23 protein-coding genes are annotated in these 19,869 nt (G+C 46.6%); 21 read left to right on the top strand and 2 right to left on the bottom strand.

Features of this window, described 5'->3' with window-relative positions; all coding sequences use genetic code 11:
* Positions 1 to 34 precede the first annotated feature (34 nt).
* The gene (hisC, locus tag G9G53_RS08855; protein WP_165146970.1) at positions 35 to 1,138 is read left to right on the top strand and encodes a histidinol-phosphate transaminase; all 1,104 of its coding nucleotides are present in this window, start codon (positions 35 to 37) and stop codon (positions 1,136 to 1,138) included.
* A gap of 26 nt (positions 1,139 to 1,164) precedes the next feature.
* Positions 1,165 to 2,253, top strand: coding sequence for a prephenate dehydrogenase (locus G9G53_RS08850; protein ID WP_069012433.1), 1,089 nt, complete (start codon positions 1,165 to 1,167; stop codon positions 2,251 to 2,253).
* A 288-nt stretch (positions 2,254 to 2,541) separates the two neighbouring features.
* Here the strand turns inward: G9G53_RS08850 and G9G53_RS08845 are convergent, their stop codons facing one another.
* Positions 2,542 to 3,156, bottom strand: a complete 615-nt coding sequence (locus G9G53_RS08845; RefSeq protein ID WP_165146967.1) for a class I SAM-dependent methyltransferase — start codon at positions 3,154 to 3,156, stop codon at positions 2,542 to 2,544.
* Positions 3,157 to 3,837: 681 nt separating this feature from the next.
* On the opposite strand from G9G53_RS08845, the gene G9G53_RS08840 reads away from it, so the two are divergent.
* The 8 genes from G9G53_RS08840 (at position 3,838) to G9G53_RS08805 (ending at position 9,562) form a co-directional block, all read left to right on the top strand.
* Positions 3,838 to 4,434 (top strand): RNA polymerase sigma factor, encoded by a 597-nt coding sequence (locus G9G53_RS08840; protein ID WP_013310707.1) that lies wholly within the window; start codon positions 3,838 to 3,840, stop codon positions 4,432 to 4,434.
* A complete protein-coding gene (locus G9G53_RS08835) occupies positions 4,431 to 5,057 on the top strand; it encodes a hypothetical protein (RefSeq protein WP_029517350.1) in 627 nt (208 codons plus the stop codon). The genes G9G53_RS08840 and G9G53_RS08835 overlap by 4 nt, the downstream gene beginning before the upstream one ends.
* A gap of 70 nt (positions 5,058 to 5,127) precedes the next feature.
* The gene (locus G9G53_RS08830; RefSeq protein ID WP_165146964.1) at positions 5,128 to 5,730 is read left to right on the top strand and encodes a histidine phosphatase family protein; all 603 of its coding nucleotides are present in this window, start codon (positions 5,128 to 5,130) and stop codon (positions 5,728 to 5,730) included.
* A gap of 166 nt (positions 5,731 to 5,896) precedes the next feature.
* A complete protein-coding gene (locus G9G53_RS08825) occupies positions 5,897 to 7,006 on the top strand; it encodes a hypothetical protein (RefSeq protein WP_165146961.1) in 1,110 nt (369 codons plus the stop codon).
* A 52-nt stretch (positions 7,007 to 7,058) separates the two neighbouring features.
* Positions 7,059 to 7,565: a gamma carbonic anhydrase family protein gene (locus tag G9G53_RS08820; RefSeq protein WP_069012436.1), complete on the top strand. Its 507-nt coding sequence runs from the start codon at positions 7,059 to 7,061 to the stop codon at positions 7,563 to 7,565.
* 22 nt (positions 7,566 to 7,587) lie between these two features.
* Positions 7,588 to 7,767 (top strand): IDEAL domain-containing protein, encoded by a 180-nt coding sequence (locus G9G53_RS08815; RefSeq protein WP_013371655.1) that lies wholly within the window; start codon positions 7,588 to 7,590, stop codon positions 7,765 to 7,767.
* A 172-nt stretch (positions 7,768 to 7,939) separates the two neighbouring features.
* A complete protein-coding gene (locus tag G9G53_RS08810; protein ID WP_165146958.1) occupies positions 7,940 to 8,584 on the top strand; it encodes a DUF1405 domain-containing protein in 645 nt (214 codons plus the stop codon).
* A gap of 132 nt (positions 8,585 to 8,716) precedes the next feature.
* Positions 8,717 to 9,562 carry a sporulation protein YpjB gene (locus G9G53_RS08805; RefSeq protein WP_165146955.1) on the top strand — a complete coding sequence of 282 codons (846 nt, stop codon included), beginning with the start codon at positions 8,717 to 8,719 and terminating at the stop codon, positions 9,560 to 9,562.
* Between the two features lie 76 nt (positions 9,563 to 9,638).
* On the opposite strand, the gene G9G53_RS08800 is transcribed toward G9G53_RS08805, so the two are convergent.
* Complete coding sequence (locus tag G9G53_RS08800; RefSeq protein ID WP_029517356.1) at positions 9,639 to 10,508, bottom strand: YitT family protein; 870 nt, start codon at positions 10,506 to 10,508, stop codon at positions 9,639 to 9,641.
* Positions 10,509 to 10,721: 213 nt separating this feature from the next.
* On the opposite strand from G9G53_RS08800, the gene G9G53_RS08795 reads away from it, so the two are divergent.
* The 11 genes from G9G53_RS08795 to panD all read left to right on the top strand — a co-directional run bounded on the left by G9G53_RS08795 (position 10,722) and on the right by panD (position 19,797).
* Complete coding sequence (locus G9G53_RS08795; protein ID WP_029517357.1) at positions 10,722 to 11,051, top strand: nucleotide pyrophosphohydrolase; 330 nt, start codon at positions 10,722 to 10,724, stop codon at positions 11,049 to 11,051.
* 50 nt (positions 11,052 to 11,101) lie between these two features.
* Complete coding sequence (locus G9G53_RS08790; RefSeq protein WP_029517358.1) at positions 11,102 to 11,620, top strand: tetratricopeptide repeat protein; 519 nt, start codon at positions 11,102 to 11,104, stop codon at positions 11,618 to 11,620.
* 31 nt (positions 11,621 to 11,651) lie between these two features.
* The gene (gene dapB, locus G9G53_RS08785; RefSeq protein ID WP_039271105.1) at positions 11,652 to 12,455 is read left to right on the top strand and encodes a 4-hydroxy-tetrahydrodipicolinate reductase; all 804 of its coding nucleotides are present in this window, start codon (positions 11,652 to 11,654) and stop codon (positions 12,453 to 12,455) included.
* A 56-nt stretch (positions 12,456 to 12,511) separates the two neighbouring features.
* Complete coding sequence (mgsA, locus tag G9G53_RS08780; protein ID WP_029517360.1) at positions 12,512 to 12,946, top strand: methylglyoxal synthase; 435 nt, start codon at positions 12,512 to 12,514, stop codon at positions 12,944 to 12,946.
* A complete protein-coding gene (gene bshB1, locus G9G53_RS08775) occupies positions 12,946 to 13,638 on the top strand; it encodes a bacillithiol biosynthesis deacetylase BshB1 (protein WP_165146952.1) in 693 nt (230 codons plus the stop codon). The genes mgsA and bshB1 overlap by 1 nt, the downstream gene beginning before the upstream one ends.
* An 84-nt stretch (positions 13,639 to 13,722) precedes the next feature.
* A complete protein-coding gene (bshA, locus tag G9G53_RS08770) occupies positions 13,723 to 14,886 on the top strand; it encodes an N-acetyl-alpha-D-glucosaminyl L-malate synthase BshA (protein ID WP_029517362.1) in 1,164 nt (387 codons plus the stop codon).
* Between the two features lie 55 nt (positions 14,887 to 14,941).
* The gene (locus G9G53_RS08765; RefSeq protein ID WP_165146949.1) at positions 14,942 to 16,264 is read left to right on the top strand and encodes a CCA tRNA nucleotidyltransferase; all 1,323 of its coding nucleotides are present in this window, start codon (positions 14,942 to 14,944) and stop codon (positions 16,262 to 16,264) included.
* Positions 16,257 to 17,231 (top strand): biotin--[acetyl-CoA-carboxylase] ligase, encoded by a 975-nt coding sequence (locus G9G53_RS08760; RefSeq protein ID WP_165146946.1) that lies wholly within the window; start codon positions 16,257 to 16,259, stop codon positions 17,229 to 17,231. The genes G9G53_RS08765 and G9G53_RS08760 overlap by 8 nt, the downstream gene beginning before the upstream one ends.
* Before the next feature lie 346 nt (positions 17,232 to 17,577).
* Positions 17,578 to 18,486, top strand: a complete 909-nt coding sequence (panB, locus tag G9G53_RS08755) for a 3-methyl-2-oxobutanoate hydroxymethyltransferase (protein ID WP_165146943.1) — start codon at positions 17,578 to 17,580, stop codon at positions 18,484 to 18,486.
* Positions 18,483 to 19,421, top strand: coding sequence for a pantoate--beta-alanine ligase (gene panC / locus G9G53_RS08750; RefSeq protein WP_165146941.1), 939 nt, complete (start codon positions 18,483 to 18,485; stop codon positions 19,419 to 19,421). Before panB ends, panC begins: the two co-directional genes overlap by 4 nt.
* Positions 19,414 to 19,797: an aspartate 1-decarboxylase gene (panD, locus tag G9G53_RS08745; RefSeq protein WP_013371641.1), complete on the top strand. Its 384-nt coding sequence runs from the start codon at positions 19,414 to 19,416 to the stop codon at positions 19,795 to 19,797. The genes panC and panD overlap by 8 nt, the downstream gene beginning before the upstream one ends.
* Positions 19,798 to 19,869: the final 72 nt, after the last annotated feature.

Below are 19,869 nucleotides of genomic sequence, written 5' to 3'. Positions count from 1 at the left end.
AATATAGTTCTGATTGGATAGAGGAGGTAGGGGCATGCAACCTAAACCGCATATTGTACATTTGCCAGTATATCAGCCCGGTAAACCGATTGAAGACGTAAAACGTGAGCTGGGACTCGATGAAGTCATCAAGCTCGCCTCGAATGAGAATCCGTATGGTAGCTCTCCTAAAGTATTGCAGGCCATTCAACAGGAGTTTGCTAACATTAGTGTATATCCTGACGGAAGTGCGGTAGCTTTGACACAGGCATTAGCTAAACGGACGGGTTTAAAAGAGGATCAGTTTATCTATGGCTGCGGATCTGACGAAATTATTGCGTTGATTACGCGTGCTTTCCTCCTTCCTGGGGAAGAAAGCATTATGGCCGATCAGACATTTTCCGTGTATAAAAGTAACGTGGAAATTGAGGGAGCGGTTGCAGTTGAGGTGCCTTTGCGTGACGGTGTACATGATTTGGATGCTATGCTGTCCCACATCAATGACCGTACAAAAATTATTTGGATCTGTAATCCAAATAATCCGACGGGCACGATTGTACCCGAAGCGGAGCTGATTTCGTTTTTGAACCAAGTACCAAAGCATATCATGGTTGTGCTGGATGAAGCCTACGCCGAGTTTGTGACGGATCGCTCGTATCCCGACGGCATTCGTCTGTTGGCAGCGTATGAAAACCTGGTTGTACTGCGCACTTTCTCCAAAATCTATGGCCTAGCTTCGCTGCGCATCGGGTATGGTATGGGAACCGAGTCAATTATTCGCTTGATAAATCAGGTTCGTGAACCGTTTAATACTTCACGGGTAGCACAGGCTGCGGCCATTGCTGCTTTGGAAGATCAGGAATTTGTTCAAGAATGCCGGGATCGTAATGCAGAGGGCAGAGCTTATTTGCAAAATGAGCTGAAGCGTCTGGGATTGGAGTCTTTCCCAGCACATGGTAATTTTATAATGCTGGACGTACGTCGTCCATCCGGTGAGGTATTCCAGGAGTTGCTTCGTAAAGGTGTGATTATTCGCGCAGGTCATCACAAATATCCGACATATATTAGAGTGTCCGTTGGATCACAACCGCAAAATGAGTTGTTTATTCGTGCGCTGGAACAGGTCCTGGGGGCGGAAGCGGCGAAAGTACGCCTATAATTTCCGCAGATGGGATTTGATAATTGATGAAGATTGCCATTTTCGGCGTGGGACTGATAGGTGGGTCCCTCGCACTTTGTTTTAAAGGGAAGCCGGATATTTCGGTTGTCGGCCATGCCCATCTCCCTGAACTGATGGAACCGATGTTAAGCCGTGGTGTCGTGGACACCGCGACTCTTTCGGTTGAAGAAGCGGCAGAGGATGCCGATTTTATTTTTTTATGCGTACCTGTGGGCTTATTGGAGTATTATCTCGAACTGTTAAGCAGGCTACCGCTTAAAGCGGGTTGTATTATCACCGATGTAGGCAGCACGAAATCGGCAATTGCCAAAAAAGCATCAGAAATTTCTTTGCGCAATGCTTACTTTATCGGTGGTCATCCGATGGCTGGTTCGGAGCGTTCCGGTGTAAAGGCTGCTTCCGCGTTGCTGTTTGAAAATGCATATTATGTGCTTTCCCCGGCAGAGGGTGTGCCTGAGGAAGCATACTGCTCGCTGGAACGTTTATTAAAATATACTAATGCTCATGTTGTGCGTGTCGAACCAGCTATGCACGATGACATTGTCGGTGCGATTAGCCATCTTCCGCACATTATTGCAGCAGCGCTGGTGAATCAGGTGCGAAAGCACAATGATGAAAATCCGTTGTACCGTACATTGGCTGCCGGTGGGTTCCGTGATATTACACGGATAGCCTCTAGTGATCCGGTTGTGTGGCGGGACATCTTACTGAGCAATCGTGAAGTTTTACTAGGTCTGTTGGAAGAATGGAACGGACAGATTGAGCGTTTTACCCATTTACTGAGAATACAAGACGGTGAGGGAATCGCTGACGAGTTTTTAACAGCTGGGCACTTCCGCAGTGAACTGCCAGAGCGTCGTAAAGGAGTCATCGTCTCTACGTTTGATCTGTATATTGATGTACCGGATACCCCAGGGATTATCGGGCGAATTGCTATGGAACTGGGGAATCACAGCATTAATCTGAGCAATATGCAAATCATCGAAAGCCGGGAGGATGTCCCAGGCATCATGCGGCTTTCCTTCCGTCAAGAGCAGGATTGGGAGCGTGCCAAGACACTGCTGGATTCGATGGGCTATAAAGTGGTGGTATAAAGGGTGAAGAAAGTATGAGTGTTCGTTAAAGGAGGGACTGCGCTCCGCGATTCATTTGATCTTACGATCGCTGTTGTCTGCGGATTTTCTGAATATATGTACAAAGGGGAAAATCCCGCAGGCAAAGGCGAGTGCTCCGCTTCTCCAGATTCAAATGAACCTCTACGCTATGGACCGCCTTAAAAGCACCACACTTTCTGGGAGTGAAGTAGTAAGAAAAGATCTAAAGCGGGTGAAGGTTCTCTTCGCTCGCTTTTTTGTTACTTGAAGAGGTAGTGGAGCTACGCGTTATTTTGTAATTACTATCTTTCTATACATACCGTTGAACATTATAGGTGCATCCTCTTTGATCCGCAGTTTTGTTTTTTGGGTTTCAAACAGTTCTTCAAAATTCAACCCTATATCGGTTCCTAACACCTTAATAACGGGCCTTATCGTTTTTTTGAATAATGAGGGCTTTTTTCCTTTAGGAGAAAACTTATCGAAAATAATAATTTCCCCGTCTTTTTTCAAAACCCGCACCATCTCATCGAAGCATTTATTTGCGTTAGGTACTACTGAGAGAATTAAACTTCCTACTACTATATCAAATTGCTCATCCATAAAATTCATTTGTTGAGCATCCATTTCCAAGAATTTTATGGATGTTTTGGCAAATTTATCTTTTGCTTTGTTAAGCATTTCAGGTGAATAATCTATGGCAGTAATATCCAGCCCGTAGTGATTTATTAATTCTAAATCTGCTCCAGTTCCTACACCTACAAAAAGTATTTTTTGCTCGCTATTAAATGACTTTTCTTGAAATATGATCTTTCTAGAATTGAGGAAGCTACCTGAATTGAAAAAGTTATCATAAATTGGAGACCAAATCTTATATACAGCCTTGTTCCACTTACTATTCATTTCCTGCCCCCTATCTATTGAAAAAATTAATTATATAATAATGTGTTTTAATAGGACAACCAAATAATTGGTGAAATATTGATGTATTTTATCAACCCACATATGGGGTAGGTGAGTAAGGTAAAGAGGAGTATTGGAAAACAAAAAAAAGACCACCCGGGTAAAGCCCCGGGTGGTAGCTACTTTTAGTGAAGTAGCTGAGTAGGATAGGAGTGGAGAGAAACCATACTGTACTTTTATTATATGTATACGTTTTCATTTTGTCAATATTTTTTAAAGCGTTTTCTTTTTTTGTGTAATTATCCTTATTGGTTTATTTGATGGCATGCTTTCAGTAGGTTTGTCATTTAATCTTGAAAAAATTTAAAATCCATTGAAAAGCTGTATAAATGAATTAGTTGCCAGCGTTAGGGAGGCATTGATGGAAATCGTGGGGATTTTGGACTTTTTTACTGGCGGTCATTTTGTGGTACAATGGGTAAGTCCATTTTGGACGTTGAATATTGTTGGGGATAGCACCGTTAATGTTGGCACTACATAGGGTAAGAAAATAACAAATGTTCCATGATGCTGTTTCATCCATTTGCGCAGAGGGCGCAACTTTTTTTGACCTGTTCGGTATATATAAACAGAATCGAACGGGAAAACAGCACATGTATGGGCGAGGAGGGTCTCACTCGGATGATGACAGATTCCCAGATGATTCAGGAAATCAAACAAGGTAATGTTGAGGTTTATTCAGAATTAATGAGGCGTCACCAACGTAAAATTTTAGCTTTTGTTTATCATATGCTGAAAAGTTCGAACCTGGAAATGATTGCTGAGGACTTATGCTCGGAGACGTTTTATAAAGCGTATCGGAGCCTGCACTCTTTTCGCGAGGTAGACGCATCGTTCTCCACTTGGTTATATACAATTGCACGCAATACGGTGCTAAGTGAGCTTCGCAAGCACCGTAGCGGTCAGGTTCCATTGGAGGAGAGCGGTTATGTACCGGTAGCTCCATCGGATGTAATTCCGGAGCAGGCTGTCCTTCGCGGTGAGAAGGTAGAGATGGTTCGTGAAGCGATCAATAGATTGCCTGAGAAGCAGCGATCTGCGCTGATTTTGCGTGAATATGAGCAATTAGATTATCAGGAGATTGCGACTATTTTAGGACAGACCGTCAGTGCGGTGAAGTCGTTGCTTTTCCGGGCAAGAACCAGTGTGAAGACGCAGTTGGAGCCTTATTTTTTTGAGCCTCTCTATGAGGAAAACGAAGGGATGAGCAGCCAATGAAATCCAGGGACACTGAGGATTTGTTCGCTACAGGCAAAAATGTATCGAAACAAGACTCGGAGCGCAGACGGGCCAAAAGCTCGTCTGCTGGGTGGGAACATGGTTCGGAAGAAAAAGAGTGGGATTTGTCAAAAGAAAATCGATCCGCTATTCGTGATATTTCCTTTGAAATAACAGATGATAAGCTAGAGGCCATGAATCGCAGAGTCATGGATCGAATTTATGAAGAATCACCGTGGCTTGTTCCGGGTGAGCATCGACGTGCGCGTGTGAACCCAGCAGCCCGTAAGTATATGTCTGTATGGATCGCTGGCTTCTTGGCCGTATTTTTATGCAGCTTTTTGTTTTTGAACTGGAATGGAAGCTCCTCTAAGGAAAATCCCCCTCAAGCAGCTCCTGTCATGGATACGGGTATTTTACCGACAGGCCTGTTGGAAACTACAAGTACATCTCCACAATATCAATACCACATTAAAGATGTGAATAGTGGCATTATGGACCCGCTGGTTGCTAGCATTGTTCCTACTTATCCGCAATACTGGATGCTGTTGTCTGTATTGGCACTTGCGCTTGCTTTATTTTCTCTGGGCTGGATCCATCGGACGAGAAGGGTCAGAAGTTAGCAGGACAGCTGGACTCCAATATGAATTCATAACAATGCCTGAATAACAAAACAGCGGAGGAAAAGACACGATGCTTATTGGCTTGATCAGACATGGATTGACGGATTGGAATGCGGTAGGGAAAATCCAGGGCCACAGTGATATTCCGTTAAATGAGGAAGGACGCCAGCAGGCACGCTTGCTTGCAGAACGATTAAAGAGAGAGTCTTATCGTTGGGACGGGCTTATTACAAGTAGTCTCTCCAGAGCGAAAGAGACCGGGGAGATTATTGCTTCTGCTCTGCATCTTCCGTTGCTAGAATCTGATGATCGACTAAGAGAACGTGCTTATGGTCAGGTCGAGGGCATGACACAGGCCGAGCGTGAAGAGAAGTGGGGAGTCGACTGGCATCTGCTGGATCTAGGGCAGGAAAGCGATGCGGATCTTCAGCTTCGCGGGCTAGGTTTTATGGAGGCCATTTGGACGGAAAATCGGGACAAGAATCTGCTGGTCGTTTCCCACGGCGGTTTTTTGGCTAATTTGTATAAGGCTCTGTATCAGGAAAAATTCACGGAACGAATCGGCAATTTGTCACTTAGTATACTTCAGCGTGAGGATATGGATTGGGCACCACTTTTGTATAATTGCACGAAGCATTTGCAAGAGAAAAGTGACTGTAACTCAAAAAGTTAGTAAAAGACCACGGCTTCTACTCATCGTAGAAGTCGTGGTCTTTTTTGTTTTTTAATTATACCTTTGCAAAAAAAGAGGTTTAGAGTTTGAACAATCCGTCAAAGCTGTGGGTACAACAGGTAAGAATCAATTCCGGATGACAGTCCAGTGACGAGGCGATGGAACAATGAATCTGGCGGATATGCTGACATTTGCGGATATTGTGCATTTGAACAGAATCGCGGTGTATTACGATTGTGACTGTAAACCTAATTCCAAGCATGAGTTGATCCAGGGGATTTTGACGAAGCTCGGCAGCAGTAGTTTTTTTGAGGCGCAGGTCAAGGAGCTGAGGTTGTCAGAGGTAAGGTTTTTGAACGCACTGCTGTTCGATGACCGACCGTATTTCAGCATGGAGGAATTGATTGCAGTAGCCAAACAGTCTGTTGAGGAGGACGAAAATCCTGGTGAGCGGCCAAGAGATATTGTGACCCGTCTGCGTTCTAGTGGCTGGTTGTTCAACGGTTCGACGCACAACACGAGGTATTTGTTCCAAATTCCGTTGGATATGAAGGAGCGCTTTCGACGTGTTATGGTACATGACTTCCAAAGCGGAATGACACGGGTAAGCGAACCGTCATCGTACCGGGATGAAGGGCATCTACTGGCAGAGGATTTACGGCTTTTCCTTCAATACATGGGGCAGCATGAGGTCCCGCTAAATCCCGAGGGGGCTTGGTATCGTCGCAATCAGCAGCAGCTGATGGAGCATTTGCACATTGCGGAGCCGCTTTTGGGTAAGGGAGGATGGCGTTTCGGGTATGGTTCCTCTTTTAAGTTTTATCCAGACCGAATGGCCCTACTGTATGATTATGCCCGTCACTCCAAGTACATCGAGGAGAAAGGGGACCAGGTTGTGCTGACAGCAAAGGGAGAAGCGCATCAGGAGCATACAATTGAGGAAGAAATGATACAGCTATTCAGGTTTTGGTTAAGACTGTATAAAGGAGCCGTTCCTAATTTGCTTTCTCTAGTCTACTGGATTGGAGAATGTGCCAGGCCGTGGACGTCCTCAGAGTCGCTTTTTGTACATATCGGCCCACTGATTCGACCGTTTTACTATGATACGCCCCGTTCGGTCTTTGATCAGAGAATTATACGAATGATGCTTCACTTGGGTATGCTTCGTCAGGGTGAACATCCGACGGGACCCTCTGTACAGATGACAGCCTGGGGGCTGAAGTTGGCGGGAGAGTGCCGCATTGGGCGGAACGACTCGGGTATACGGCTCCATTGACAAGCAACACACATGTTGATAGAATTTCACCCAAAATGAGAGGGTGAAGTTGATGCTGATTCACTATAACGGAAACATGCCACAGCTCCATTCATCTGTCTATGTGGCAGAAGGAGCAAAAATTGTCGGAAAAGTAACGATCGGCCAAGATTCCTCTGTATGGTTTAATGCCGTACTGCGCGGAGATATGGCGCCTATCTTCATCGGTGAACGCTGCAATATTCAGGACGGTGTCGTGGGACATGTGAACACGGATCAGCCCCTGTTGCTGGCGGATGACATTTCGATAGGTCATGCTGCAATAATCCACGGTTGTATGGTAGGCAAAGGCACTTTAATCGGTATGGGGGCCATTGTACTCAACGGAGCGGAGCTTGGTGAATATGCTTTAATAGGAGCAGGGTCGGTCGTTACGGAAAATACCAAAATACCACCCTATACTCTTTCTCTCGGTACACCTGCCAAAGTGGTGCGCGAATTGACAGATGCAGATTTGCAGCGGATGTCACGAACGGCACTCAGCTATGTGGCGAAAGGAAAAGAATATAGGATCTCTTAAACTCATGTTGGAGGTGCATCCTATGGATAAAATGAAGGTTACTTATGAAGTAATGTTGGGCCTGTCTGCTGAAATGGTTTTGGACGAGGCATTACGTAAACACCGGAGTGAAAAACTCTACAAGGATATTGATGAGGCGCTGGCCTCCGGAGATGAAGTAGCTTTTCGTCATCTTACGGATGAGCTGAAAGCAATGAGTTAGAATAATCTTAGGAACCCTAAGTTGGATTTCAGACCAATTGTTAGTTCGAGATCATAATCATCAAACCTGACTGTAGCGGCGGTCAGGTTTTTTTGATACGCTTGGATATGATATAGTCTTTGTAGGATGGGCCTGTACAAGGCAACCGTCGTATGAACGGAGGATGAAGGGCGTGTCGTTATCTTATTTGTGGAGCCGGTCGTTCTTGACGAGCCGGCCTTTTTTGTGGCTGCTGTTCTGGTGTAATCTGGTAGGAACAGTGTATGGGTACATATGGTATGGGGGGCAGTTGGAATATACTCTAAATTATCATCCGATGTGGCAGATTGTATTTGTGCCTGATAGTCCGACGGCGAGTCTGTTTTTTACGATCTCTATAGCATTTTTGCTCTATTCTCCGCGTCTCAAGAGCTTGAAGGTCATTCGACAGATCATGGAGGCGTTGGCTGTTGTCACGAGTGTAAAATATGGCATATGGGCTTCAGCTATTATTTTTTGGGGAGTTGCGCAGGGGGGACATATGATATGGCAGGATTGGATGCTGGTGGCATCTCACACGGCAATGGCGGTCGAAGCGTTACTGTTCGTGCGTTTTTTCACCTGCAAATGGACTGCTTTATGCCTAGCCGCACTCTGGACATTGTTAAATGATACGATGGATTATACATTTGGTATATATCCGTATCTTCCAAAGACGCTAATGGATAATGTACCGCAAGTGCGTGCGTTTACCTATATGCTAACCCTTGCCAGTATCGTAGCAGCATGGCTTGCCATGTTTGCGCGCAATCGAATGAGAGTAGAAGTGAAGAAATAGAAAGGAATCCGTGATGATCATAAAATAAGAAAGAGCTTTAATCATTTAGCTACACAAAGTTTTGGTTTTGATTTTGAAGAAAGTTCTAGTCCCGGTAACCTTGCCATACAGTAAGGTGAGGAGGGATGTCCCATGATTAGGGGTCAGACGTTTCAAATTACGATACGTATTGTTTCGAGTGTTGTATTATCTATGGTCCTGCTGCTGTCCGTCTGCGTCCCTCCAGGTGTGGCAGAAGCGCGTGATCAATCAAAACCCATAGGAAATACAAAAGAAATTGAGGAACTGGACCATGCAGCTGCGATACTGTATCGGGATGTGATGGACGGGAACATTGAAAAAGCGCACGCGGATGTAGCCGAGGTGAGTCGATGGTTTGGCACCGGCCAGGTGCAGGCAGCGTTATCTGTAGAGGCCATTCATGCTTTGTCCGGCAGCATCCTTGAGGTCCAGCAAGCTACACAGTCTGTCCAAGCATCACCAGATGAGTGGGTGAAGGCTGCGGCCAATTTACGACTTGCGACAGATGCGCTTGCACATCCGCGTCAGCCCTTATGGCAGCAGTATTATAAGATTTTAAAAGAAGATGTTAGCGGCTTGAACAGCCAGTTTGCTAAAGGTAACATGAAGGGTTTCAAAGCTGGAGCCGCGGTGCTGGAGGACCATTATGAGACGATCCGTACAGCAGCATTGATTCATGGCAGAACAAGTGAGGTTGTCCGGGCTGATTCATGGATTTCCTACGTCAAAGGATTGGGGGATCAGCAACATGCAGATGCCTCAGCCATTAGAGGGGCGTTGGATCAGGGAAATCCGACGTTTAATGCCTTGTTTGGACGTGAAAAAGACGCCACTGCACTGGCGCCATTTATCCCACGTGAAAGTGAGCGCCGGGCAGAATTGGCAATCGGCATGATTGTTCTGCTGGCGCTGGTCTATGCAGGTTATCGTAAATATCGAGCTGGTTTCTCTGGATAACGATGCAAATTCGAACACTCGCGTCGTTGGCTGCTGAGCCATCCATATAGATTAGCCCATCGCCCGGATTTCCGGGCTATTCCTCTTTGAACCCCTCTCCATGTACATCATGCACATCCTGTATGATAATAAACGCCCGTGGATCAACCGATTTAACAATTTGGTGCAAACGTCGTATTTCCTGACGAGGCACGACACAATAGGCAACATGCTTGGCCTGCTTGGAAAATGCACCTACAGCCGGAATAATAGTAACTCCGCGATCCATGTCTCTAATAATAATATCCGCAATGTCCATCGTGTGGTCGCTGATAATCATAAAGGCTCTGGCGGAATAGGCGCCTTCTTGTATAAAATCAATAATCTTGGACGCGATGAACACGGCGACTAATGTATATAGAATTTTTTCTTTTGGTATGTAAAGTAGTGAAGCACCGATAATGACGATATCAATGACCAGCATAATCCTTCCCATACTCCAGCCAAACTTCCGGTTTAGAATACGAGCGATTATATCCGAGCCGCCCGTGGTGCCGCCAAAGCGGAACACAATACCTAATCCGGCCCCAAGCGTAACCCCCGCATATAATGAAGAAAGTATAAAATCGTGTTCAGTTTGAAATGTTCCCATCCATCCGAGATGAATCATTTTTTCATACAACCACAGAAAAAAAGTGAGCGACCCAATACCTACCCCTGTATATAGAATTTGCTTGCCCCCAAGCATTTTCCATCCAATTAAAAATAAAGGAATGTTCAGAAGCAATGTGGAGAGAGAGGGTGAAATCGAAAAAGCATAATTGAGCAGCAGGGTGATCCCAGTAATACCACCTTCCATCAGTTTACTGGGTATAATAAAATAAAGCAGACCGAATGCATAGATGGCGGTCCCGAGCACAATGGGTAAAATCATTTTAAGCTGTTCCATGGACTTGGATATCTTCATATAATCCCTCGCAGTAGCAGTTTAAGGAAGAACGACTTCATACTGATTTTGCTAATCGCAGCTCCTTATATGTAGTATACCTTTTTACGGTAGCTTTAAAAGACTGATGACAGTAAGTTGGGGTCGTAAGTTCACAATTAAAAAAAATTTGTTTTAAAATGTGCTTTACGATAACATATGAATAAACCTGCACATGGGGGGATTGCGTGTTTCATGGAAAAATCATTAGATGAAATTCAACGTGAGGTAGACCAGTATATATCTCAATTTAAGGAAGGGTATTTTAGCCCTTTAGCGATGTTGGCCCGGATGTCTGAGGAAGTCGGGGAACTGGCGAGGGAAGTCAATCACTCCTTTGGCGAGAAACCGAAAAAAACGGATGAGGCGGACAATTCCATTGAGCTGGAGCTGGGGGACATTTTGTTCATCACCATCTGCTTTGCGAACTCGCTAGGTATAAATTTGACCGAGGCACATGATAAGGTTATGCATAAATTTAACACACGTGATGCGAATCGTTGGACCAAAAAGGACACCGATTAGGCGCTTTGTACATATGCTGTACCAAACCGGTTACCCGGAGGTGCAGTGTCATGAAGGCGGAGGAATACGTTCAGAAAGCTTATCAGTGCATTTTGCAGAACGATTTTGAGCAGGCCGTGGAATGGTTTGAAAAAGCAATTTCAGCTCAGCCTGATCATGCGGAGCATTATTTCCGGTGCTCGGTTACCTATGCTCGTAGTGGTCGTTTGGAGCAGGCTCTCGCATATGCAGAGCATGCGGTTCGTCTCGCTCCACAGCAGGATGAATATGTTCTCCATCTACATGCGCAGGAAGCCAGGCAGCATACGGAGAAGGCCAGAAAAATGCTGGATGTCGACAGAGCTACGCCGCAGGTGCGTCAGGATGCGATCTTGTTACTTGAACGAGCAATAGCCCTCGATCCGTTATGTGGGGATGCTTTTTTGCTGCTCGCATTGATTTATGACGAAATGAATGAGTATAAGCTGGCTGTGCAGGCTGCTCGTGAGGCGGCTGCACTGTTTCCTCACAATGTGCAGCTTGCCAACCTCATGAAGAAGTTATGCCAGCAGATGAATGAACAGATCTAGCACAAATGGATGCATAAGGAGTTGTAGGGATATGTCAGAACCAATAAAAGTGGCTGTTGTAGGAGCAGCAGGGCGTATGGGCCGTGAAGTTGTCAAATTGGTTCTTCAAGATGAGGAACTACAGCTTGTGGCCGCAGTGAACAGAACACATGCCGGCAGTGATGCCGGCCTTCTCGTCGGACTACCGGAAGCGGGTATCGCTATTGTGGAGGATGTGGAGCAGGCATTACTGGATAGCCGAGCGGATGTCATGGTCGATTTTACGGGGCCGCGTTTTGCATATGCACATACAGCGCTTGCTATCAAGCATGGAGTTCGTCCGGTTATCGGAACAACAGGGTTTACTCCCGAACAGATTGATGAACTGGACAAGCAGTGTCGTGAGCAGCAAATTGGTGGTCTGATCGCGCCAAACTTTTCAATTGGCGTCATTTTGATGATGCGGTTTGCGGCTCAGGCAGCGAAATACTTCCCACATCTGGAAATTATCGAATATCATGGTGACCAAAAATTGGACGCGCCATCGGGCACAGCCATTAAGACCGCAGAGCTAATCGCCGAACAGCGTGAAGAGCTGCGACAGGGTAACCCGGAAGAGGAAGAAACGTTAGAAGGATCACGGGGAGGTTACTATCAAGGGTTTCGTGTCCACAGTGTCCGTCTTCCCGGTGTGTTCGCACAGCAAGAAGTGATATTCGGAGGGTTTGGACAATCTCTGAAGATTCGTCAGGATTCTTATGAACGGGCGGGCTATATGCCGGGTGTTAAAATCGGTATTCAGAAGGTCATGGAGCAGCCAGGGCTTGTATATGGATTTGAGCATTACATCGATTAAGAATACGCGAATGATTGGACGAATGAAATTATAGAATGAGGCAGGAGGAACTTCGAATGTTAAAGATTGCATTTATAGCGCATGACCGAAAAAAGGATGAAATGGTAAATTTCATAACGGCCTATGAGCATGTTTTTACAGATCACAAGTTATTTTCAACAGGTACAACAGGTCTGCGCATTATGGAGCAAACCAAGCTTGAAATTCACCGTTTCATGTCCGGGCCGCTTGGAGGAGATCAGCAAATCGGGGCCATGGTTGCGCAAAATGACATGGACTTGATTATATTCTTGCGTGATCCGCTCATGGCACAACCGCATGAGCCGGACATTAGTGCCTTGTTACGTTTGTGTGACGTGCAGGGGATTCCTTTGGCAACAAACGTTGCAACTGCTGAAATACTGGTGAAAGCGCTGGACCGAGGCGATTTTGCTTGGCGTGAGCTGGTACATAAATATAAACCGGGCATTGACCAGCAGGGTGATATATAATGACGCTGGACATCCTGATTTTCGGAGCTCATGCTGACGATGCAGAAATAGGAATGGGAGGCACGATTGCCAAGCATACAGCCGCTGGTTTAAAGGTGGGCGTGTGCGATTTGACGCGGGCTGAAATGTCATCCAATGGTGATGTGGATACTCGTATGTCAGAAGCTGAACATGCTTCGAAAGTGCTCGGGCTTGCTGTGCGGACGAATTTGGGTCTGCCTGATCGTGGATTATATGTAACTCCTGAACATGTAGCTGCAGTTACAGCAGAAATCAGGCGCCATGCACCGAAAGTCGTATTCGCTCCTTATTGGGAGGATCGGCATCCAGACCATGTCATGTGTAGCAAGTTGGTGGAGGAAGCGGTATTTAACGCGAAGTTGCGACGTTTTATGCCAGAAAATCCTGCGATACAGGTAGAGCAATTATATTTTTATTTTATCAATGATATTGGCAGAACGGATATGATTGTGGATATCACCGAGCATTATGAAGTCAAGGAACAGTCGTTATTGAGTTATGCTTCGCAATTTCAGGCAGCGCCTGGAAAGGATACAGTGTCCACACCATTAAATCAGGGATATGTGGAACGCGTAAAAGCTCGCGACTCGTTGTTGGGTCAGCGCAAACTGATTACGTATGCAGAAGGGTTTGCGTCCAAAACGCCATATCTGGTTAAGCTATTCACATAAGAATTCTATACTTGAGCATTTTGCAGAGTGTTAAAATAAATCGGCAGAAAAGTTATCACTGGTGAGCGGAAGGAGGCAGCTAGCTTGAATGACAAACTGAAAATTGGAATTACCTGTTATCCGTCGCTGGGTGGTTCCGGCGTAGTGGCTACTGAGCTAGGCAAGTTGCTGGCAGAAAAAGGGCACGAGGTTCATTTTATTGCCAATAGCATTCCGTTCAGATTGGGCGGGACGTTTCAGAAAAATATTTTTTATCATGAGGTTGAAATTAACGATTATTACGTGTTTAGATATCCGCCCTATGATTTGTCACTGGCGACCAAAATGGCCCAAGTCGCACAAATGAAGAATTTGGATGTACTCCATGTTCATTATGCGGTACCACATGCAGTGTGCGCTTACTTGGCGAAGGAAATGGTGGGTGATCATCTGAAGGTGGTAACCACCCTGCACGGTACGGACATTACAGTGTTGGCACAGGATGAGTCGTTGAAGGACCTGATTCGGCTGGCTATTAACAAAAGTGACGCTGTGACGGCGGTTTCCAAAGATTTGATTCGGGAGACGATAGATGCGCTGGAAATTACACGGCCTATTGATTTAACCTATAATTTTGTAGATAAACGGGTGTATTATCCACGAGATGCCGCTGCGCTTAGAAGAGACTTTGCCCAACCGCATGAAAAAATAATGATGCATATTTCCAATTTCCGTCCTGTCAAAAGGGTGGGCGATGTGTTGGATATATTTGAAAGAGTGCAACGAAAAGTGCCTGCGAAGCTGCTGCTGGTGGGGGAAGGACCGGATCTACCAAAAATCCGCTGCAAAATTGAGGATTTAGGTCTTCAAGACAAGGTCTTCTTTTTAGGTAAGCAGGATCAGATCGCAGAAGTGATTTCTATGGCGGATGTGCTGCTGCTTCCCTCGGAAAAAGAAAGTTTTGGTTTGGTTGCGCTGGAAGCAATGGCCTGTGGAGTGCCGACAATCGGTTCTCAGGCCGGAGGAGTTCCTGAACTCGTTGTGCATGGAAGTACGGGGTATCTTGCTGAAATTGGTAATACTGAGGCGATGGCTGATTATGCAGTTGAGCTGTTGTCCGATGAAGCGATGGCGGAACGTTTCCGTGAAGCGTGTCTGACCCGCGCCCGTACCGTTTTTTGTGATGAGCTGATTACCCGTCAATATGAAGAAATCTATTACCGTGTGTTGGGACGCGAGGTGCCGGATCTTAAACCGATCAGCGTTTAAGGGGGCGGACTCGCGTCCGTTTTTTATATTGAATACTTGCAAAGGGGGAAACCCTATGAATACAAATACTTGGCAATGCGCTGACCAAGAGATGGCACTTCATGGCAGAGAGGTCATACATACACTAACAGCAGCAGGCCACGAAGCTTACTGGGTTGGCGGCTGTGTGCGGGATGAGCTATTAGGACGAGCTATTCATGATATGGATCTGACCACTTCGGCTGAGCCTGAACAGGTCTTAGCGCTATTCCCTCATGTTATTCCGACAGGAATCCAGCATGGGACGGTAACGGTTATGCAGGGTGGCTATGCGTTCGAGGTGACCACTTTTCGTACAGAAAGCGGTTATGCTGATCACCGCCGGCCAACGGAAGTTGCCTTCGTGAAGGATATCCGTGAGGATCTGATGCGACGGGATTTTACTATGAATGCGATTGCGATGGCAGAACACGGAGAGCGGGTGGACCCGTTTGGGGGAGAAGCCGATTTGCGAGCTGCTCTCGTTCGTTGTGTGGGACGAGCTGAGGAACGCTTTGAGGAGGACGGGCTGCGAATGCTGCGTTGCATCCGTTTTGCCTCTGTATTTCGGTTCCGGGTGGCCTACAATACCTGGAAAGGTATGATCCGTCGCAGAGAGGGACTCCGATATATAGCCATGGAACGGGTACGAGTCGAGTTAGAAAAGATGCTAGCGGGGCCTGACCCATTACGTGGATTGGAGATGCTGGGACGTAGCGGATTGCTTGGCTGTACGAAGGTTCCGGTTCCCTGGGAACAATGTGACGCACAGGCGCTCAAGGAGATCGTGCAGCTGCCAGCAGAGCTACGGTGGGGTTTGCTCCTTATGTCTTGTAGACTTAGCTCCGAGGCAGCGGACGAGCTATTAAGAGCTTGGACCTTCTCCAACGCCGTACGTTGGCGTTTGGTTCATTTATTGGAATGGGAGACCGAGCTCATCAGCCATGCTGTTGCCATAGCTGACAACTCTGTTTCGAGAGATTCTGACCCTATCAACGACGAGGTACTGCGTCGTAACTGGATTCGATTGTTAATTAAGCTGGGAAAGGATACAGCTTCAGACTGGCTGGAGCTTCACAAGACACTGCCTTCTTCGTTCCGTGGATTACCGCCGTGGGTAGAAAAGCATGTGAAGAAGATTGCCGAACTGGCAAACTCGTGGACACAGCAGGCTGCCGTCGTTCGTATCAAAGATTTAAATATTACTGGAAATGAACTGGTTCAGGCAATGAATCGACCAGGTGGACCTTGGCTGGGGCAGATGATGGAACGGCTTTTACAAGCGGTCGCTTGCGGAGATATCCCGAATGAAACAGAAACATTGCTTCAGGAAGTGAAACGGGTGATGAGTAGTGAATAATCATGATAGACTGTTAGGCATACTGGAGGAAGGTTCATCCGATTACGTATCTGGTGAGGAGATTAGCCGACGCCTCTCCGTTAGTCGCACAGCAATATGGAAGCAAATCAACAAACTGCGTGAGCTGGGTTATAATATCGATGCCTCTTCGCGCCGGGGCTATCGGTTGATATCTCGGCCTGACCGATTGGAAGTATCCAAATTGGCAGATCTATTAACTACACAATCGTTTGGCCAGCGTATCATAGTGCTGGATTCGACGGTATCCACTCAGCAGGATGCTATGCGTTTAGCAGAAGAGGATGCGCCGGAGGGAACGGTAGTGCTGGCAGAAGAACAGACGGCGGGTCGGGGACGTCAGGGACGGAAATGGTATTCCCCTCGCGGCAAAGGGATATGGATGAGCATTGTATTGCGCCCCACCCAGCCCATGGCCTTTACCCCCCAGCTAACGCTGCTTACAGGCGTGGCGGTATGCCGGGCTATTCGCCGACTGACGGGTGTGGAGGCAGGAATCAAATGGCCAAACGATCTGTTGATTCATGGTCGCAAAGTATCCGGTATTCTGTTGGAATCTGCAACAGAGGATCAACGGGTCCGCTACTGTATTGCAGGGGTCGGCATTGACGTAAATTTAAATAAAGAAGATTACCCGGAAGAGCTATCCCATGTAGGGACATCCTTGAAAATAGAAGCAGGGCTTGAAATTGACCGTACTGCACTGATTGCTGCAGTTCTGGAAGAAATGGAGCTGCTAAGTAAGTTGTATGCCGAGCAGGGGTTCCAGCCCATAGCCATGCTGTGGGAGGCGTTATCCGTGACGATGAACCGCAGCGTTCGGGCACATACGGGACAAGGGATAGCGGTAGAAGGTACAGCGGTGGGCTTGGACCCTTCAGGGGCACTAGTGATAGAAACGAACCAGGGTGAGCGGATTCAGGTTATTTCAGGGGATATACAATTGTAGAAGCGACCCTAGCTGAGTATACGACCACAATCTTTCTGTTTCCTGTGTGAAACTTCACGTGAAAAAGCTGATGTTTTTTGTTATACTGTGCAGGAGGCGGCATCGGACGGTCCGAGCTGCACTCCAAGGGCACATTGCTCTACTTTAGCAAGTTTGTAAGACCATCATAACTTCATTTGAAGGTTACGTTGGATTCTGCTCTGAGCCGAACAGGACCGAGACAGAAGGGACGATCTCAAAATGAGTGTCTTTTTTGGCTGTTCGGACCTTTTGATGACGCAGATGTACAGGCGTTCATAAAAGGTTATTTTTTGTGCCAAAAAAAGATGGAAGGGAGCCATTCGCGATGGCAGGAAAACAAGCGCTGAATATTGTAAAAATGAAAAAAATGAAGCAGGAGGGCATTCCGCTCAGTATGCTGACCGCCTATGATTATCCATCGGCTAAGATAGCCGAGGAGGCGGGAATTGACATCATTCTCGTGGGGGACTCGCTGGGTAACGTAGTTCTTGGTTACGATTCGACCATCCCTGTGACCTTGGATGATATGGTGTACCATTCCCGGACAGTTGCAAGAGGCGCTGAGCATACATTTATCGTAGCGGACATGCCTTTTATGACATATCACGGCAGCATATCCGAAAGTCTTCAAGGCATCCGCCGTCTGATGCAAGAAGGACATGCGCATGCTGTTAAATTGGAGGGCGGAGCTGAAATTACCGATGTCGTAAAAGCGACTGTTCAGGCAGGTGTACCTGTGCTGGGACATATCGGGCTTACTCCACAATCAGTTAATCAAATTGGTGGCTATCGCATTCAAGGTAAGGACGAAGCAGACGCACGCCGGTTGATGGCAGATGCCAAGGCATTAGAGCAGGCGGGTGCCTTTGGTATTGTCTTGGAATTGGTGACTGAGGAAGTGGCAACGGCGATTTCTAAAGAACTTTCCATTCCAACCATTGGAATCGGTGCAGGACGTGGATGTGACGGTCAAGTACTTGTTTATCACGATCTGATTCAGTACGCATCTCCTTATTTCAGCAAACGCTTTGTTAAAACCTATGCCGATGTAGGCGGCTTGATCCGTAGCAGCATTGAGCAGTATGTGAGTGATGTGAAAGGGCGGGCATTCCCGGCCGCAGAGCATGTATTCAGCGCGGATGACCGTGTTGTGGAGTCCCTGGAGTCCTTGTACGGACAGGCAAAAGGACAAGCGCAGAAACAAGCTAAGGAAAAGGTGGAATCTCAGTCATGATCATCGTAAGAGAAGTGGCTCAACTACGCAAGGTTATTGCCGAACGTCGGCAACTTGGAGCCAATGGAGCAAAAACGGTACACGATTCTGCCTCTTTACTGCAACATAAAGTCGGCTTTGTACCAACGATGGGATACCTGCATGAAGGACATGCGAGCTTGATGCACAAGGCGCGTGAAATGGCAGATACGGTGGTGCTTAGCATTTTCGTAAATCCGATCCAATTTGGACCGAATGAAGATCTGGAAAGCTATCCCCGCGATGAAGCTCGTGATTTGGAGGTAGCACGGCGTGAGGGCGTGGATATTGTATTTTTGCCAACTGTAGCAGAAATGTATCCACAACCAACCCAAACCAAAATTCGTGTATCCGCTTTGACAGATCGCTTGTGCGGTGCTTCCCGTCCCGGCCATTTTGATGGTGTGACTACGGTGGTAGCCAAGCTTTTTAACATGATAGGTCCTGATTTGGCCTTTTTTGGGATGAAGGACGCACAGCAGGTTGCTGTGCTCCAGCAGATGGTGACTGATCTCAATATGAACGTGACTATCGTACCTTGTCCCATCGTCAGAGAGGCGGATGGTTTGGCCCTCAGCTCCCGTAACGTGTATTTAAGTGCAGAACAGCGCGAGCAGGCATTGGTGCTGTCCCAGTCACTGCGTAAGGTGCAAGAAGTGAGCGAAGATATTGTAACAAACACAATTACGATTCGTCAGTTACATCAAATGGTGGAGTCCACCATTACTTACTCTCCTTTAGCAGACATTGATTACATTGAAATTTTAACTTTTCCCGGTCTGGAGCCCCTTCTTCCCGAGCAGCGGCTATGTGATGTTCAGGAAGACATCATCGTAGCGCTAGCTGTGAAATTTGGCAGTACCCGACTGATTGACAATATAAGAATACAGAAGGCGGAGGTGCTTTCCCATGTTTAGAACTATGATGAAATCCAAAATTCACCGCGCTACGGTTACGGAAGCTAACCTGAACTATGTGGGGAGTATCACTATAGATGAAGATCTCATGGAGACATCGGATTTGTTGGAGAATGAAAAGGTTCAAATTGTAAACAATAACAATGGAGCTCGACTGGAAACCTATGTTATCCCCGGACCGCGTGGGAGCGGTGTGATCTGTCTCAACGGTGCGGCAGCTCGTTTGGTGCAGCCTGGTGATACAGTCATTATTATTTCCTATGCTTCCATGTCAAATGAAGAGGCCAAAACATACAAACCAACAGTGGTATTTGTTGATGAACATAATAAACCAGCCCAAACGATGAACAAAGAAGTACATGCGACGATCATGTAATGAATGGGAGTGCGGATGAAACCCGTCTTTTAAGCGAAAAATGTGAGTGTATTAATCCATCTTTCATAAGGG

The sequence above is a fragment of the Paenibacillus sp. EKM206P genome (assembly GCF_011066155.1).
Lineage (GTDB): Bacteria > Bacillota > Bacilli > Paenibacillales > Paenibacillaceae > Paenibacillus > Paenibacillus polymyxa_D.
The sequence above is the reverse complement of the archived record's forward strand: the minus strand, read 5'-3'. Positions and strand labels throughout refer to the sequence as shown.